Annotated in this window: 11 protein-coding genes; 4 read left to right on the top strand and 7 right to left on the bottom strand. The window is 46.0% G+C overall.

Annotated elements, in window-relative coordinates; all coding sequences use genetic code 11:
* Positions 1-98: 98 nt before the first annotated feature.
* Complete coding sequence (helD, locus tag OCV12_RS23555; RefSeq protein WP_261886359.1) at positions 99-2174, top strand: DNA helicase IV; 2076 nt, start codon at positions 99-101, stop codon at positions 2172-2174.
* A gap of 91 nt (positions 2175-2265) precedes the next feature.
* Positions 2266-2616, top strand: a complete 351-nt coding sequence (locus OCV12_RS23550) for a VOC family protein (protein WP_261886358.1) — start codon at positions 2266-2268, stop codon at positions 2614-2616.
* 104 nt (positions 2617-2720) lie between these two features.
* On the opposite strand, the gene OCV12_RS23545 is transcribed toward OCV12_RS23550, so the two are convergent.
* Positions 2721-3176, bottom strand: coding sequence for a methylglyoxal synthase (locus tag OCV12_RS23545; protein ID WP_017632301.1), 456 nt, complete (start codon positions 3174-3176; stop codon positions 2721-2723).
* Positions 3177-3237: 61 nt separating this feature from the next.
* On the bottom strand, positions 3238-4371 hold the full coding sequence (torT, locus tag OCV12_RS23540) for a TMAO reductase system periplasmic protein TorT (RefSeq protein WP_261886357.1): 1134 nt from the start codon (positions 4369-4371) through the stop codon (positions 3238-3240).
* Positions 4372-4463: 92 nt separating this feature from the next.
* Between torT and torS the strand changes: the two genes are divergently transcribed.
* Positions 4464-7463: a TMAO reductase system sensor histidine kinase/response regulator TorS gene (gene torS, locus OCV12_RS23535; protein ID WP_261886356.1), complete on the top strand. Its 3000-nt coding sequence runs from the start codon at positions 4464-4466 to the stop codon at positions 7461-7463.
* A 162-nt stretch (positions 7464-7625) separates the two neighbouring features.
* Here the strand turns inward: torS and OCV12_RS23530 are convergent, their stop codons facing one another.
* Genes OCV12_RS23530 through OCV12_RS23520 form a run of 3 tightly spaced genes read right to left on the bottom strand, consistent with a single transcriptional unit; the run spans position 7626 to position 11666 of the window.
* A complete protein-coding gene (locus OCV12_RS23530) occupies positions 7626-9206 on the bottom strand; it encodes a hydantoinase/oxoprolinase family protein (protein ID WP_261886355.1) in 1581 nt (526 codons plus the stop codon).
* Between the two features lie 4 nt (positions 9207-9210).
* Entirely contained in the window at positions 9211-10335 is a 1125-nt protein-coding gene (locus tag OCV12_RS23525) for a DUF917 domain-containing protein (protein ID WP_261886354.1), read from the bottom strand.
* A gap of 5 nt (positions 10336-10340) precedes the next feature.
* Positions 10341-11666 carry a cytosine permease gene (locus tag OCV12_RS23520; RefSeq protein WP_261886353.1) on the bottom strand — a complete coding sequence of 442 codons (1326 nt, stop codon included), beginning with the start codon at positions 11664-11666 and terminating at the stop codon, positions 10341-10343.
* 93 nt (positions 11667-11759) lie between these two features.
* Between OCV12_RS23520 and OCV12_RS23515 the strand changes: the two genes are divergently transcribed.
* Positions 11760-12698: a LysR family transcriptional regulator gene (locus OCV12_RS23515; RefSeq protein ID WP_261886352.1), complete on the top strand. Its 939-nt coding sequence runs from the start codon at positions 11760-11762 to the stop codon at positions 12696-12698.
* A 124-nt stretch (positions 12699-12822) separates the two neighbouring features.
* Here the strand turns inward: OCV12_RS23515 and OCV12_RS23510 are convergent, their stop codons facing one another.
* Positions 12823-15177 carry a fatty acid cis/trans isomerase gene (locus OCV12_RS23510; protein WP_261886351.1) on the bottom strand — a complete coding sequence of 785 codons (2355 nt, stop codon included), beginning with the start codon at positions 15175-15177 and terminating at the stop codon, positions 12823-12825.
* Positions 15178-15332: 155 nt separating this feature from the next.
* Positions 15333-16997 (bottom strand): VRR-NUC domain-containing protein, encoded by a 1665-nt coding sequence (locus OCV12_RS23505; RefSeq protein ID WP_261886350.1) that lies wholly within the window; start codon positions 16995-16997, stop codon positions 15333-15335.
* Between the last annotated feature and the right edge of the window lie 28 nt (positions 16998-17025).

Below are 17025 nucleotides of genomic sequence, written 5' to 3'. Positions count from 1 at the left end.
CGTAGGTGGTCATGAAAGCGTCGATAAGATATGAGATATTATTAATTCTCATTGCATCATGATATAAATTCAATATTCCTAATTAAGAGCACACTCCAATGCAGCTAAGCGCTAACAAGACTGCACAATTTTTTATTCAAAATGAATACCATCAGGTTGAACTTGATGGTTCACGTCTACTGTTATCTTCAGTGGGCAGTGAAGAACGTATCCCGTTTACTATTTGGAGTGGCAAGATCGCGATAAAGCGCGGATTGTTTTGGGGATCGTTACAGTTTTTTGCTAACCAACAAGACGGTAAACAGCGCAGTTGGTTAGTTCAAGGTTTACCATGGGATCAATGTCGTCAGTTTGCTCGTACATCGGTTGCTGCTTATCAAAAATGGCACGACACACAGTGTGAACAATTGGCGGAGCACGTTCCTAAATGGGAAGCCGAATTAACACGTTTAGAGCAGCTTCCTGCCTTCTTACCTCATTCTAAGGTCAACATTTGGGTCGATATGGTCAACGCTGGTTTAGAAAGCATGACCATGACTTTAGAAGAAGCCGCGCAGCGCATGCCAAACCGCATCGCGCGAATGCAGCCTTGGCTATCTGAAACCGAGATCAAACAAGCCGATCGAAACCAGCAATGGCTAGAGACAGAAAGAAAAAACTGGGAAGTGTTGTTTGCTCAGTGTGAGTCGTCTCCTTTGAACTTGTCGCAGCAATACGCGGTTTTGATGAACGATGACCATAACCTGATTCTTGCAGGTGCTGGCTCGGGTAAAACCAGTGTTCTGACCGCTCGTGTCGCTTATCTTCTGCAAAGCCATCAGGCGCAAGCTGAAGAGCTTCTACTGCTCGCATTTGGCCGTGAAGCCGCTGAAGAGATGAAGCAGCGTTTGGATAGCAAAATCGGCTTATCCGCCGAGAAGGTACAAGTGAGCACTTTCCATCAGTTAGGTTTGAAAATCCTGAATCAGGTTGAAACCGAGCGTGTTGTGATTTCTCCATTAGCCTTAGATGACAATCAGCGCCAAGCTTGGTGCATTGATTGGTTGAAGAAACATTGGATGACACCAACCAACTTCAAGCGCTGGCAAAAACACTTATCTAAATGGCCTATTGCTTACCTAACGGGTGATGATGAACTTGGCAGCCATGTTTCGAACCTCAAATTGATAGGCTGGCTAGAGAAGCAACTTGAACAGCTGAATGCATCAGGCCTAACCAAAAAAGAAGTTCAACAGCAACTTATTGACCACCGAGATTACACGCGCCTTAACAGTGAACTCTCCCTGTGCTGGCCTTGTGTGACGGCATGGCAGAAAGCGCTGAAAGAAGAGAACCACATCGACTTCTCGACCATGATCAGCCGTGCGACCCAATACGTCGAAAAGGGTAAGTTTATCTCGCCTTGGAAGTTCATCATGATCGATGAATACCAAGATATCTCGCCAGATCGCCTTGCGTTGGTTGAAGCGCTTTGTAATCAGTCGAAAGCTCAGCATCAAGCCTCTATATTTGCGGTGGGTGATGACTGGCAGTCAATCTACCAATTTGCAGGCGCAGATGTCGATCTCACGACTGGATTTAAAGATCGTTTCGAGAGTTCGACGATTCATCATCTCGATACCACTTACCGATTTAACAATCAGTTAGGTGCAGTTGCTAATCGCTTCGTACAAGAAAACCCGATTCAATTGCCGAAAGAATTGAACAGCTTTAAGCAACAGAAACAAAAGTCGGTGTACAGTGCGCCAAGTAAAGAAGTCGAGAAGATCCTCGACCAATTGAACCGACAGTCTAAAGGCAAAACTAACAAGTCTGTGCTGTTGCTTGGTCGTAACCATTACCACAAACCAGAGTTGTTGGAAGACTGGAAGAAGATCTTTACCTCTATTGATATCAGTTTCATGACCTGTCACGCCAGTAAAGGCAAAGAAGCCGATTTCGTGATTATCCTTTGTGTGGACGAAGGGCAGTTCCCAGCGAAGAAGAAGCAGCTGCATATTGATGGTGCGTTAACTGAATCGTCAGACGTATTCCCTTATGCTGAAGAGCGCCGACTTTTCTATGTGGCTATGACTCGTGCGAAAGAGAAGGTGTGGATCACGCACAGCGGAGATGGGTCTGGTTTCGTTCAAGAACTGCATGGTTCGGATTACCCGGTGGTTCGCAAAAAGTGATGTCACTTGAGGTGATCGTCTAAGATTAGACTTTCAAGCTACTTTTACCTGATTCTCATTAGGTGAAGTTCGAAAGCAAAAGGAAGCAGATATGGAACATGGCTCAATCAACTACATTGAATTTGCAGCGCGTGATATCGCGGCAACCAAGGCGTTTTTCAGCCAAGTGTTTGCTTGGAAATTTGAAGATTACGGGCCTGAGTATTCTGCTTTTGAAGGTAAAGGCTTAATGGGTGGGTTCTACTTGGCGGATCTAGCCTCCAATGCGGACAAGGGTGCAGCACTGATGGTTTTCTACAGTGAAGACCTTGAGCAGACCGAACGTGACGTGATTGAGGCTGGTGGGGAAGTAAACCGTGAGATATTCAGTTTTCCTGGTGGTCGACGCTTTCACTTTCGAGAGCCAAGCGGCAACGAGATGGCAGTGTGGAGTGACAAATAGCCTCTACTCAACACTTCTATATTCAGACAATAAAAATATATTCAGACAAGAAAAAGCCTGCGATTAAGCAGGCTTTTTAGTATGTAACGTATTGAACGTAAGCGTTAAGTACGCTCAGCTAGGTACGCTTCGTAATCTGGGATCTCGATGATCACTTCTTCTTCAAGCAATGAAGAGTTAAACAGGAAGTTTGCAGTCGCACGGTTGGTTGCCACTGGAATGTTCCAAACACTCGCAATACGGAGTAGTGCTTTTACATCTGGGTCGTGTGGAACGGCATTCAGTGGATCCCAGAAGAAAATCAGCATATCGATTTTGCCTTCAGAGATAAGTGCGCCAAGTTGTTGGTCGCCGCCCATAGGGCCACTGATCATGCTCTTGATTGCTAAGCCTGTCTCTTTGCTTAGTAGAGAACCCGTTGTGCCTGTCGCATAAAGGAAGTGGCTTTGTAGCTTCTCTTTATTTTCTTTTACCCATCTAAGTAGCTCAGGCTTGAAGTGGTCGTGAGCAACTAAGGCGATATGCTTATGCGTTGGCATTGTACGTGTTGTTTTTTGCATGAATGTTCCCTAAATTATTGGTCTAATTCTTATTGTTCTAGATTCTTTCTCGAATATATCACTAAGGTTGAACACTGAATACAGGTCGAAACTCAGAAGGTGAGAGCGAGTCGGCAATAACCTGATCTTTTAGTGTTGATGGCGTCAGAATTTCAATTTCTGGCGCCGCATGTTTATCGTAAGGCTTTGAGCGCAAGTAGTTTGTAGCTTGCTCTACGGATAAGCGTCCTTGTTCAACCATTTTGTCTGTTGGTGAAAACAGTACCTTATGGCGAAGCAACCCGCGGTATACACCGTGGCTGAGGTAAGCTGAAACCAACCCAATCTCGTCTGATTTGTCTGCAGCTCTAAGCTCACTGATCGCGGCTTCAATCGCGACTGCACTACCAACGATGTATTTGATTTCAGGCTGCTCAATGACCTGTTGGACTAAGTTTCTTTGCAGCTCTTTATCATTATCTGCCCAGTAACTTACAGCAATATTAATATCGCTCGATTTTATTGCGTCGTAGAAGCCAAGCGCGACCGGTTTGGTGCCGCCACTTGCTTGAGGACCGAGTAACAAAGCAACGTCTGTTTTACCAGTTCCTTTCGGGTGCAGCTCGCTTAGGAATTTTCCTGAGTCATAGCCCATCTGATACCAATCGACGCCCACCACGCCTTTTAGTACTTTTTGTTGTTTTTCACTTAAGGTCAGTTCGTTAACCGTCGCAAAAACTGGGGTAGAGCCTACCCAGTTGGTCAGCGTGTTGTAATAAGCATCAGGTGATACCGTGCCTAGAATGATCGCGTTTGCGCCCCATTTAACACAAAGCTGCATTTGAGAGGCTTGCTTTGCAATATTGGGGTAACCGCCAGCTTCTAGTACGCGAAGCTCCACGTTCTGCTTTTTCGCTTCGGAGATCATGCCGTAGTTTACCGACAGCCAGTAAGAGTCTTTTAGGTGAGGGTAGATCGCACAGATCTTTTCTACACCCGCAGAGGTTTCCGCCTTCGGTACAGGGAGTAGCTCAACATGGCTTTCATCCGTTGGTTTGGATATTTTCTTTGAACTCAGCACGACATCGGAGCTTTCCGTCATCAGTGAGTTCAATGGCGCGATTTGTTCTTCTGATGAAGTCGCAGCAAAGGCCGAATTCGCAAATAAGCCAAGTAAAGAGGAAATGATTGTTGTCGCGAGCGTTTTAGATAGCATGAATTGGTGTTTTATTGGCTTTAGATAAGAAACACTACAAAATATAGCGTATTCTGGGTGGGTAAAGAAGATCGTTTTAAGGTTTAAGTTATATGTTGTTAGCCACAGCAAGTATTGGACGCAAGCTACTTGCTTCGTTTTTGGTCATGGCGCTTTTGGTTCTTGTATCGGCATTGATCGGTGTCTCTGGATTTAGCTTTGTGGCGAAAACAGAAAGAAACGTCGTAGATTCTGCGCTCCCTGCGATGATTGAAGCGCGACAAGTTTCTGAGCTCAGTAACCGCATTATTTCTTCCGTTCAAACTCTCTCAAACGCCAAGAACGAGCAAGAGAGAAAAGAAGCGGGCACAGTGCTATTCGGCCAACTTGAGGCTCTTCTTACTCATATTAAAGATCTGGGTGTTGATAGCTTTGATTCCCAGCTGCTGCACGAACTTGAAACCCACGTTGAAAGTGTCATCAATACACTGGCAGAGCTGGGTGTATCGGTTGAACGTAAGCTTTGGCTCAACAAAGAGCTGACGGCACGCGTCGAAGAGATGAAGTTTTTGGCTGAAGAGCTAGAACAACTCACGCGTACGCAAGTGTTGAACACCGCAACCATCGCGATTGCGAACGTAACCCATATCTACGACCTGCTAGAAACCAAACAAACTGACAAAGCCTATCAAGCCCTTGATGCATTAGTTGAAGTCGATTTAGACCTTTCTGAGCGCTTACACGAACTTCACCTTCTTGCATTCAAAATCCTTAACCAGATTGAAGAAACGCAAACCGTTACCAACGTAGAACGTATTCATCAAATTCAATCAGAGTTTGAAGCCAACCTTAAAATCATGGATCGCCGTGTTAAAGCGGTAGAAGACCCGACTCGTTCAGAACAAATGTCGTTGCTGCTTGATGAACTTCGCAAGCGCCAAGTGGTGTTTGATATCTCGCTTGAGCAGTACGAGAACACCAAGAAATCTGAATTCTTGATGCAGAATACGCTGCAGCTTTTCTCTAAGCTGAACACTACTGTTAACCAGTTGGTCGATGATTCAAACCTAAGCACCAAGAAGGCGGTGGACGAGCTGACTTCAACGCTGAGTGTTGCACAGTGGTCACTGTCGGTGATTTCGATTATTGGCCTTATTATCGTGGCGTTTATCGTGTGGCGCGTGGTGTATATCTCGGTGGTGAAACGCCTTGCGGAATACTCGACCGCATTAATGTCTATCGCTCAAGGGCGTTTGAACATCGATATTTCGGTCAAAGGTAATGATGAAATTGCTCATATGGGTGAGGCGATCATTACCGCAAGAAACACCGCACAAGCGCTGCAAGTGGTGGCGGTAGGTGAAGCAAAAGCCAAGCGTGAGCTTGAAGAACATAAAGAACAGCTGGAAGAGCTGATTACCGAGCGTACCTATCAGCTTCAACAAACCAATGAAAAGCTAAATGTCGAAGTAACCAACCACGCCAAAGCGCGCAGCGCTGCAGAACAAGCAAGCCGAGCGAAGTCTGCTTTCTTGGCGACCATGAGCCATGAAATCCGAACGCCGATGAACGGGGTGTTGGGTACGGCTCGATTGCTGAAAGACACTGGCTTGAATCAGCTGCAATCGGGATATGCCGATATCATTAACCGCAGTGGTAAAAACCTATTGGCGATCCTGAATGATGTGCTGGATTATTCCAAAATTGAAGCGGGGCATTTAGAAGTACGCGTTGCGTCGTTCGATCTGCATCAAATGGTTCAAGACACGTATCAATTGATGGAAGGGCGAGCATCCGAGAAGAAACTCGACTTTCATTACTTCATTGAAAGTGACGTTCAGCGTTACTGGCGCGGGGATGTCACTCGTATCAGCCAGATCCTCAATAACTTGGTGGGTAACGCCATCAAATTCACCGACAGTGGCTCAGTAGATATTTTTGTCAGCCTTGATCTGGAAGATGAAAATCGTGTGATGTTCGAGGTTTCAGATACTGGTGTTGGTATCGATATCAGTGAACAGAAGTGTCTGTTTGATGCGTTTAGCCAAACAGAAAGCGGTCGTAACAAAACTGGTGGCACGGGACTTGGATTAGCGATCAGTAAGAGCGTGATGCACGCTATGAACGGCGATATTGGTGTTCACTCTGAAGAAGGAGAGGGCAGCCAGTTTTGGTTCTCACTGCCTCTTGAAGTGGGAGAGAAGATTGAAAACAAAGTTACAATTGTTGAAGCCTGCATTCGCGCTAAGGTGCTGCTGATTGAAGACAACCCAGTGAACTGCATCGTTGCGGAAGGCTTCTTGAATAACTTAGGCCACGATGTGGTCATCGCGACAACAGGGCAAGAAGCACGAGCTATATTCAGTGAACAAGAGTTCGATATTGCACTGGTGGACATCAACTTACCGGATTGCGATGGCGTTGAATTGATTCAACAGTTGAAAGACGATGCAAACCAACACGAACAAGCAGCAACACGTAAAGTGCCACCGATGATTGCTGTATCGGCTCACGTGTTTAACGAAGAAGTCGAAAGCTATTTGTCGTCGGGTTTCGATGGTTTCTTACCTAAACCTTTAGAGAAAGAAGCTTTATCGGAGTTGATTGTAGAGCAATTAGATGGTCACACTCTATTGTTGCCTCAGCCCGATCCATCGGATGCTATTTGCTGTAAGGTCGGTTCGAAATCTCAAGATGCCGAGTTAGATTTATCGGCATTGGCACTTGGAGGTTCCGCACAACTGGCAAATCAAGACACAGAAGTTAACCAAGGAGATCAAATCGTGCAGATTATTGATCCGAAAATCATTAAAGATGACTTGGCCATTTTAGGCCACGAGAAAATAGTGCAGATTGTTGGTCTGTTTGAGCAGAGCAGCCAAGCCACTCTCGATGAACTTGTTGTAGCGGACGAAGCTGAGAACGCTCGTGAAATTAAGTCGCTGGCTCATAAATTGAAAGGTTCGGCGGGAAGCTTGGGATTATCGGCCTTGTTTGCTTTATGCCAGAGCATTGAAGCGAGTGAAGAGCCGTTGAACCAATATCGTGACAATGCCGATTCACTTTCTGAATTGGTGAGAGACTCGCTAGCGGCATTGCGCGAACAACTGTAAATAAGATGCTCATATTTAGTAAACTAACAGCCAGTAAATCAGACTCTAAAAAAACAGTCGCTTAAAAATCAAAAAGCAGGTGATATCTTCGTGTTTCCATGAAGTTATAACCTGCTTTTTAGTCTTGGATGTAATTTAAAGCCAGACCAAAGGAGAGCTGTCTCAAGCCATTTTGATGTGGCCCGCTGCTTTGATCTTCACGTGAACCATGTTGCCTTGTAGGTAGCTTAATGGAATCTCGCTGCGTTCAATGATTGCCACGTTGTCGCTGCATGCGCCCGCCTCAATCGCCAGTTGCTTTGATTGCTCTTCTAAGCCTTTTAAGGTCTCTTCACGAGAAGCGGGATCAATCGGGACAATCTTATCGAATTGACCTGATATTTCACCCAGTGCAACACCAATTGCATTCGCCACTTCAAAGTGTTCAGGGCGAACCACTTGGCTCACACCTTCAAAATGGTCTGGGAATAGGGCACTACCGCCACCAACCATGATGACGGGTACGCTTGCTGCGGAAGTCTTCATCTTATCGATGCCTTCCTCAACATCAGTCACCATCTGTTGATACACCTGACTTGCTCGCTCGGTCGAAATACCAATCTCATCACTCAGTTGATGTTCCGCTTGCCACTGCATTTGACCTGTTTTGAGTGCAATGTCGGTTAACGTGAGTTCATCACCGCCAAAGCTGCGCGCCGTTTGCGTGAGTGTGTGGCCAACACTCTCTGGGCCTAGTTCGATACGTTCTTGTTCAAAACGAACCTTGGTGCCACCACCAATGGCTAACGCCAATATATCAGGCATACGGAAGTTGGTTCTTACTTCACCAATCTCTACCGCTAAGCTCGACTCTCTCGGGTAACCGTGAGTTAGCACGCCAATATCAGATGTTGTGCCGCCTACATCGACCACAATCGCATCTTTAAGCTTAGTTAGGTGACTTGCACCGCGAATCGAGTTTGTTGGGCCACAAGCCACGGTGAGGATTGGGTAAATCAAGGCGAACTGCTGCGACATTAATGTTCCATCGTTCTGACCGAAATAAGGTGTAGTGTGGATTTCATGATTGATGAGTGCATTACAAAAGCCGTCAACGAACCGTTTTGCTGTGCCTTGTAAGGCTGCGTTAAGAATCGTGGCGTTCTCACGTTCTAGAAGCCCTAAGCTGCCTACTTTATGGGAAAGCGATAGGTTCACGCCCGGAAGTTCTTGCTGAATCCACTCTGCGGCTTGCAGTTCTTGGTCGCCATTAACAGGAGAGAAAACACCGCAGATAGCGATTGAATCCACGTGGCCTTTCATTCTCTGGCAAAGCTCGCGGATCTCAGACTCTTGAATGTCGGCAATCAATTGGCCATCGTATTCGTAGCCGCCGTGTGCTTGGTAGAAGTGTTCACCAAGCAGGCTTTGCCACGCTTCACTCCAACCACAAAGGGGCGGGACGCTGTCGCCACTTGGAAGGGCTAAACGAATCATGCCAACTCTGTCTAAGCCTTTTCTTTCCACAATCGCGTTTGTGCATTGAGTGGTGCCAAGCATCGCGTGTTTCACTTGCTTACCGTCAATGTTAGCTTTGCTTAGTAGTGCAGAAATCGCGTTATCGATGCCAGTGGAAATGTCGTGTGTGGTTGCAGTTTTCACTTTAGCAATCACATTTAAGTCTGCGTCGAGCAACACACCATCGGTATTGGTGCCACCAACGTCAATGCCCAAACGGCAGTAATCAAGCGTAATGTTTGTCATGCTACTACCTCTTTAATGCAGACTTTAGTTGTTCAATGGGTTGATATTCGACTGTGTAGCCAAAGTAACCTGGGCCCGCAACTTCGATGCCTATGTCGGTGCGCCATTTTGGGTCGCAAGGGTAGGCGATAAGGTCGATGCGTTGTCCGTAACGAAGCTGTTCGGTTGTGATTGGCTTGCCGGTTTCATGATCCAATATCGAAATAAGATCCGGTGTCGAAGCCAAAAGGTTATCTTGATTCATGTCGGCACGGCTTGTGCCTTTGTGCGCCAGAAGCAATTCGTTTTGGAACTGCACGAACACGTTATCTAAGCCGGTATCTTCAAACTGAGCCAGTTTCTCGATCACGACGCCACCTGTCGCAAAACCACCATCGGTTTCGCGCTGAATATCAACAATCTTGCCGCTGATGATCGTGTGGCCGCCAACAATGTCCAACACAGCCTGTGTGCCGCTCTGGTTGTTGTCGTTCGCCAATCGAATGGCTTCACCGATCTTCATCGCTTGGGTCAGTGTTGCAGGCAGTGCGCTACGTTTTAGGTTCTTACCGTTCATTGGGTAGTCACACATTGCTGCCGAGCCGCCCATCTGCTCTGTAATCGGCCTAGCAAATTTTTCAGACCAAATACCGTCTATCGGGTACAGCGTTACCACATTGCCACGCTCGTCGGCCAATGTGTTGGGTGCTGAAGGTAAATCGTCGAGGAAGAAGGTCACCATCTGCGCTTCAGGGAATGCACGTCCCATCGCATCACAATCGATTACAGGGATGTTCTTTTGCGCTGCAACGAGAATTGGAATCAGTGAGTTGAAACCACCCACTTCGATAGGGAACGTTGCCGCTACCTCAGTACCAAGTGCCTTTTCCATCGCTTCGAATGCAACCAGCATTTGATCTTTCGAATTGAGCTTTTCTACTGCCACGGTTGGTGCGCCAATCATTGAAGAGGGCACTGTCATCCAATCGTCTTGTACCTCTTCCAAAGGAATCATACGTACAGGTTGTTTTGCCGTTGCGATAGCGACTTTCGCCATCAATGCGCCGCTGTATGGGTCACCACCGCCGCCCGTGCCTAATACAGTGGCACCAAGCGCGATGTCATCAATCATTTGTTCAGTAATAATCACAACTACTATTCCTTATCACTTGAAGGAGAAAGCTTCATTAGGGCTAGGTAAATAACACCAGCTGCAAGAATGCCGTCTAACGCCGAGATGCTGGTTAATGAAAACAGGTTGAAGAATTCTGGTGCAGTACAAGCACTGAATGCGGTACCAAATGCCCAAGAGGCGAGGCCTTTAAACATCCAAGCTGGAACTTGTTGGATGTTCTCAAAGCTCATTTTTGCAGAGTCTAAAACGTAATATTGAACGATGTAGACACCGGCAGCAGGGGCGATGGTCACGCTCAGTAACATTAAGAAGTCAGTAAACTTGTTCACCATGCCGAGTTGAGCAATACCGATGCCGACGATGGTCATGATCACAACCAATACAGGGCGAGGGATCTTAGGCTGCACCATCGACATACATAAGCCACCCGAGGTCAGGTTGCTACTGTTGGTCGTCCATTGAGTAAACACCAGTACGATGATGGCAGCCATACCTAAACCAAGCGTGAAGAAAACTTCGACTAGGTCGTCGGTGCCTGTCATTTTGGTCAAGATTAATGCGATAAGAATGATGGCACTGTTACCAACCAGAAAGCCGATACCTGCTCCGAGAATCGCATCACGACGAGTCTTAGCGTAACGAGCAATATCGGGCGCGGCGACGGCAGCAAGAATCCAGATAGACATTACAAAGGAGATGGCTTGGCCAAGCGTTAGAGGATCTTCAATCGTTGGTGCAGCGCCGCCTTGGTAGTCGGCAGCCATGAACAAGCCAATGGTAATCAGCGTCACCATCAAAGGTACTGAATAGGTGCTGAGTTTACCTAGGGCACGAACGCCGTAGATGGCTGTCATCATCATTAATACGCTGCCGCCAATCAGCGCGGTTAGGTGAGAAATTACAATGTCGTATTTTGCGAGAGCATCCACCATGATGAAGGCAAAGAAATCAGCTTGGAAAGCAAACCAGCCGACTAAAGATATGCCATTGATGAAACCAAGGATCTTACCGCCGTTACGACCAAACACCGCGCTACTGACGAGTGGAGTTGAAACACCCGCTTGAAACCCGATATTGGCACATAGCATCGCGATGACTGCGAGTAAGCTTGAACCGATAAATGTTGCAAGCAACGCATCTTCAAAACCAATCCCGCTGCTCAGAATCGAGCCAAGGAACAAGCCAGAGATATCGATACCGATAGCCAACCAGATGAGGCTGATCACCCACCAAGAACGCTTGGCCTTCTCGGGAACGGGTTCCAGTTCGAAGTCATCTATCTTTTTGTGGCTGTGTGTTGCTTCGGGTTTATTCATGTAAGCTTCTGTCGCCATAGCGCCATCCATGCATTGTTATTCCATAAGTGTGAATAAAGCATACTGATGTATTTATCGTTAATAAATGAATATAATCAGATGTAAACATAGTAAAAACCAAATGTGAGTGGCAAAGTGAACCCAAACAATAAGTTAGATAAAAGAGACCTACGAAGATTAGAACTTTTTTGTGAAATTGTTGAGCAGGGAGGCATCAATCAGGCGGTCGCGAGTACCGGGATTAGCCAACCTGTGCTCAGTAATCAACTTATTGCCTTGGAAAAAAGCTTAGAATTAACATTATGCCAACGTGGTCGGCGTGGTTTTAAGCTCACTCATGAAGGTGAGCAGGTGTATAAATATGCGAACCAACTGAAATCAACCTTAACTGACTTCGCTTATAAGCTACGAGGTGTTCAAACAGAACTCTCAGGGCACGTGCGAATTGGTTGTTTGGATAACACGGTGACTTTGCCCTATAACCCACTTCCAAAAGCGATAGAGACATTTTACCAACGCAGTAACAGTGTTGAAGTGAGTGTTGATGTCGGTGATTTCACTCAGTTGAATGAGAAGCTGGCCAAGAACCAGATAGATATGATGATCGTTGTTCTCGGATCACATCAAAAATCAGCCTTTCAACATAAATACCCATTGTTTGAAGAGCACAGCTATCTTTATGCGCGTAAGGATCTGGCTGAGAAGATCATGGATAAGGATTTCTCCCTTGATGGCTGTCGTATCAACATGGGTGGCTATGCCAAAGATGAGATGTTCCGATTGCTTAATATAGAGCAGTACGATTCAGTAAAGCCTTTTGATGGCTGGCATGTTGAGTCGGGTGTGATTCTCACTTTAGCAGGCACACACTTGAGTTTCTTGCCGTCTCACTTAATCGACCGCGGTCACTATGACCAAGCTTTGATCGCGCTCCAGCCGGACAAGTGGAGCCTGAAAAGTCAGTTTTATCTAGTGTTGAAGCAGCCTTTGGATTCTCTTTCTCCCGCCGCTCGCGCATTTTTTGATGAGCTACACCAACCGGAAACATCGGGTTCAATCTAGAGAGCTCCTCGCTTCTAAAGAGCACTTCTCGCTTCTCAAGAGCACTTAAGATACTTTTCCCCCAGATACAAAAAATCCTCTGCCAAGACAGAGGATTTTTGTTTTCAAATGTTATGTGTGAAAACTAGCGGTTCTCAAAGCGGTTGTAATCCAACAGGCCGAACTCGATAGGTTGCGCTTGTTGATACCAGCGATGGACACGGTCACTGAACGGCCAAAACTCCGGAGAGCTGCGTCGTACAGCAAACTTATCAAGTAACGCCACGTAATCTTCTTCCGTGTTCAAGTTCTGGAGTGTTTTAACCAGAGTCGGAATGTCGCTTTCGGTTAGTGAGAGGTAAGCCGCTGGGTAGCTGCCTACAACGCCACGCACGAGTGTTAAGTCATCGTTGGCGTAATCTCGGTTACCTTCTTCATTAAACAGGCTCGAAATGTTGCTGTGAGCGTTGTTGTGAATCATGGTAAACAGCTGCTCTTCGCCATTCTCGCCTTCAATCATGATCATCACTAACTGAGGAACGTGGCGTAAGCCTTCTCCTTTAATCAAACTCACTTGATTCAGTAGTGCTTCGTTTTTCTTACTAAAGCCTGTTTCGACAATATCAAAACGATTATTCAGAACTGGTTCGAGTTTCTGTTTGATCATATCCAGCAATTCACGCTTAGGATCGGCCGTTTTGTACACTACGCTGGTCGGTTGATCGAAAGGGGCGATATTACGCTGCAAGAAATCGCTCAATTGTACACTCTGGTTTTGGTACCAGCTTGAGTGTTCAAGGTGGCGAACGTCTTTAGGCAGAAGGGTTAAGAAGTTACTTTCGCCTTCAAGTCGTAAAAAGTCCATGAACATACGGGTAATCAGCTGGTGGCCGAAGTTTCCGTATACATCGAAGCCAGCAACAAGCAGGTAGTGAATACGCTCGAGTAGGGCGTAATCAAGAATCCACGCCGTTTTAGGCTGCGGCCCCACTAAGCCTTGAACAACGGAAGCACTGTCAAAGTGTCTGAATATCGTTAAAGCGGCATTCGGATTGGTGCCATTTCCGTCCCAAATGATGCCCGTATCCAGGTTTACGCCACTTTCAAACCATTTGTTGGTGAAGTCTGATTTAGCGTTTAGGTATCGTGCTTGTTGTTTAGAGTAACGTACCCAATTGGTCGCCGGGACTGTATTACTTTCCAATTCACTTGGCAGCTTTAAGTTTTTCTTTTGGCTTGCATAGAAGTCGTTAATCTCCGGCACATCAGCTTTCTCAGGGTCAATAAAGAACACCCAGAAGCGGTCATTAATGACATTGAGTGCAAGTTGCCCACGACACACTGGCCCTTTAATGTACGCCATGATGGTGTTCTGTGCGTTATCCAACATGAAGTTGAAGCGAGAGTTAACAGGCAGGGCTTCAAACGAAGTCATTGGGTTAGCAGCAACATCAACGTCGTAGCTAGGCAGCTTATTTACCACATAATCAGCATCAACGAACCAAGTGTTCCAATTCTGTAGACGCTCTTCATTCAGTGCGAAAGGCATGTGTGTCTTGTCGACAATGGTGCCTTGCTCTGGAATTAGTCGGTAGTAAACACGAGAGACTTTTGGATCGTCGTAAGGGCGACGAGTGGTAATGCGCTGTACTGCTTCGCCCGGAGGTGTTGTAGAACGAACGATCGAGAAGAAGCGTGTCGGTTGCCCTAAATCAGAAAAATAAACGTGCGATAAAAATAGGTGCTCATAGATATAACGCGCAGAAAGCTGGCTCTTTCTCGAACTCTTATTCAGGAATTTTTCATAGACATCAACCAGCTCTTGCTCGGCTTCGCTCAACGGAATGTGTTCATTCATTAACGCGCCGTTTTCCAACCAACTCATTAACGTCGCATACTCGGCCTTGTCTAGGTTAGGCATCCCATAAGGCATGCCCCAAGTTGGGTAATCTCTTTCGTATTGAGCGTACTCTTCGATAGTCGGACACTGTTGGTCGCGATCAATCGAAAAGTCGAAACCTTCCAACTGCTTTTGATCTGGAAGCGGGTGGTTCTCTTTTTGAATCAGCATTCGAGATACAAGACCCGCATCGAGGTTAGCGGTTGAGTTTTGCATACGTTCGTTGAGCACGGGGTGGAAGTCGGCTTCACGCCACTCTTGAGTGGTTAATGCATCTTCAAATAGGCGAGTAGGGGCAGATGCCGTTAAACGCGTACCTTGATAAACGAGAGCCTTGCTTGCACCACGATCGATGCCTTCAACGGAAGACATTTTGAGTTGGCAAGGCGCATCATAACAAGCGTGACAAACCACACATCGGTTATCAATGATCGGCTTCACTTCGTTGATGAAGTGTTGAGATTGAGCCGAAAGAATAGGGGCTTGGCGATCGCGTACTTGCTGTTCACCAAACAGCTCGTCAAAGTTTAAACCCGCGTACACGGCACAACCTGAGAAGACGCTAACAAAAGCTAAGATGAAGAGTTTTTTCAAATTCATACGTATTTAGATATTAGGCATTTTTTCTAATTATATCGAAAATGATTGAAAATGCTCATGTTCTAACAATTTTGTAGACAAGATATTGATGGAACTGAGTCACTTATCGCGTCAGCCCTATCATTAAACCAAGGTTCAGAAAGCTTAGCTAATGCTCATTGATTGACGTAACACACCGAAAAAGGAACAGACAAGCGTTCAAACTCTTTGATCCAACGCCACTGGTTGTCTTGCAATTTATCTCCCGGCCCTTTTACTTCAATCCAATGAAACTCATCACCCTTGAAGGCAATCAAATCTGGCATCCCAGTTCGGAATAGCTTTAGGTCACTCAATATCACCTTGAAGAGATCAACAATTAGGGTGTTTGGGATCGAAGCCATACTGTGCTCAATAAGTGCTTTAGGGAAATGATTCCAATGAACAAAAGGATTAGCGATGCCTTGCTTGTTATCGTAAGTCTTAAGTAAATGATTCAGCCCGTGCTCGGATAGTGTTTGGAACACAGCTTCAATTTGCTCGGCTCGTTTGTCTACGAAGTCTGAGTGATACAAGTCCAGTGGCCGATGTTGGTAACGATTAATAAAAGCACTTTCGACATCAGAGAAAATGACATCCCAGAAAGCTAAACCGAACAACCCACAAAGAAAGCTGTTCTCAGAAAAATAGACATTCCAACCTTGGCTTTCAAAGTGCTGCTTTACTGCAAGCTCAACTCTGGTTTGGCTGAGGTCTAATTCCAACCTAATCTGTTCGCAAGTCGGTTTTGAAGTGCGTGGAACCTTTTGTCCCTGTTTTCTTAGTAGCCTCTGTTCTAGCTTAGCTGCGACCTCTAACTCAGATACATCCGATGGATTCGCTTTTATTTGCGTGACAATGTCACACGTCAAGTCTAACTCGTCTTGTTTGTCATAGATGCGCGCAAGTCGTTCTCTGCTGGGAGGAAGTACCGATTGCTTGAACCAAAAGACAGCTTGGTCGCTTTGGTTGAGCCTTTCTAGATCGCGTGCTAGGTCGTTGATCAATCGCGATCGTTTTCTAGCAATGCTTCGGTGTTCTGATTCTTCGGGTATAGCTTGTAAAAGGCGTTTAATAAACTCAGGGTCTTTACGATCACCTTCGTAATACTGGTGTTGAACTTCACGCATCTCAAGCAATTGATTGATCTGTTCTCTAGCGGTGAAGAACCGACGTTGTTTGCTTAACGGATAGCTTTCAAAGGTGTTGAGTCCAAGGTCACTCAATACGAACTGACTTAGGTCTTGGTAAGTATTGGCAAAAAACAGCAACAGCAATACATCAATCACTTCGGATTCAATCACGTAAATGCAATCGAACGATAGGTTCTGGAACTGATCAAAAGCTTGTGGTTCAAGCAACGTTAACAGTTGGTCTTTTTTAGCAGCTTTGTTGCTCTTAAGAGATGGGAATAGATTCAGCAACTCAGGCTTAGTGAGCAGGTTCAATCCAAGTTCGAGCTGACTGATTTCTAAGTCATGCTTGTCAGTTGGGTGACTTAAAGTAATGAAGCGTGAAGAGCTTAGCTCTTGCAATGCAGTGTCGATATCTGGGATTTCATCATAAGCGAGCTTGTCACTACGAAACCAACAGCCTTTACGAGAAAGCAAACGAACCATTAAACACTGGCTTGAAACAGAAAGACGTTTGTATTCAGACAACCAACGGCACTCATCGTCACTCAGAAGATCAGGGTAGAGCGTTTGAGCGTGTTCAACCAGTCGATTGAAGTTGTCGAGATAATAAGTAGGTGAGAGCTGAGGAGTGGTTTCTATCGTCAATGGAGAAGTCGCTTGATACAAAAAGAGCCTAACCCTAAGGTTAAGCTCT

This window comes from Vibrio pomeroyi (assembly GCF_024347595.1).
Taxonomy (GTDB): Bacteria; Pseudomonadota; Gammaproteobacteria; order Enterobacterales; family Vibrionaceae; genus Vibrio; species Vibrio pomeroyi.
Note: the sequence above shows the minus strand (reverse complement) of the source record. Positions and strands in the feature narration are given on the sequence as shown.

What these genes read in the sequence shown, in the direction of transcription:
- helD (WP_261886359.1), top strand. Translation starts at nt 99, where the DNA reads ATGCAGCTAAGCGCTAACAAGACTGCACAATTTTTTATTCAAAATGAA.
- OCV12_RS23550 (WP_261886358.1), top strand. Translation starts at nt 2,266, where the DNA reads ATGGAACATGGCTCAATCAACTACATTGAATTTGCAGCGCGTGATATC.
- OCV12_RS23545 (WP_017632301.1), bottom strand. Translation starts at nt 3,176, where the DNA reads ATGCAAAAAACAACACGTACAATGCCAACGCATAAGCATATCGCCTTA.
- torT (WP_261886357.1), bottom strand. Translation starts at nt 4,371, where the DNA reads ATGCTATCTAAAACGCTCGCGACAACAATCATTTCCTCTTTACTTGGC.
- torS (WP_261886356.1), top strand. Translation starts at nt 4,464, where the DNA reads ATGTTGTTAGCCACAGCAAGTATTGGACGCAAGCTACTTGCTTCGTTT.
- OCV12_RS23530 (WP_261886355.1), bottom strand. Translation starts at nt 9,206, where the DNA reads ATGACAAACATTACGCTTGATTACTGCCGTTTGGGCATTGACGTTGGT.
- OCV12_RS23520 (WP_261886353.1), bottom strand. Translation starts at nt 11,666, where the DNA reads ATGGATGGCGCTATGGCGACAGAAGCTTACATGAATAAACCCGAAGCA.
- OCV12_RS23510 (WP_261886351.1), bottom strand. Translation starts at nt 15,177, where the DNA reads ATGAATTTGAAAAAACTCTTCATCTTAGCTTTTGTTAGCGTCTTCTCA.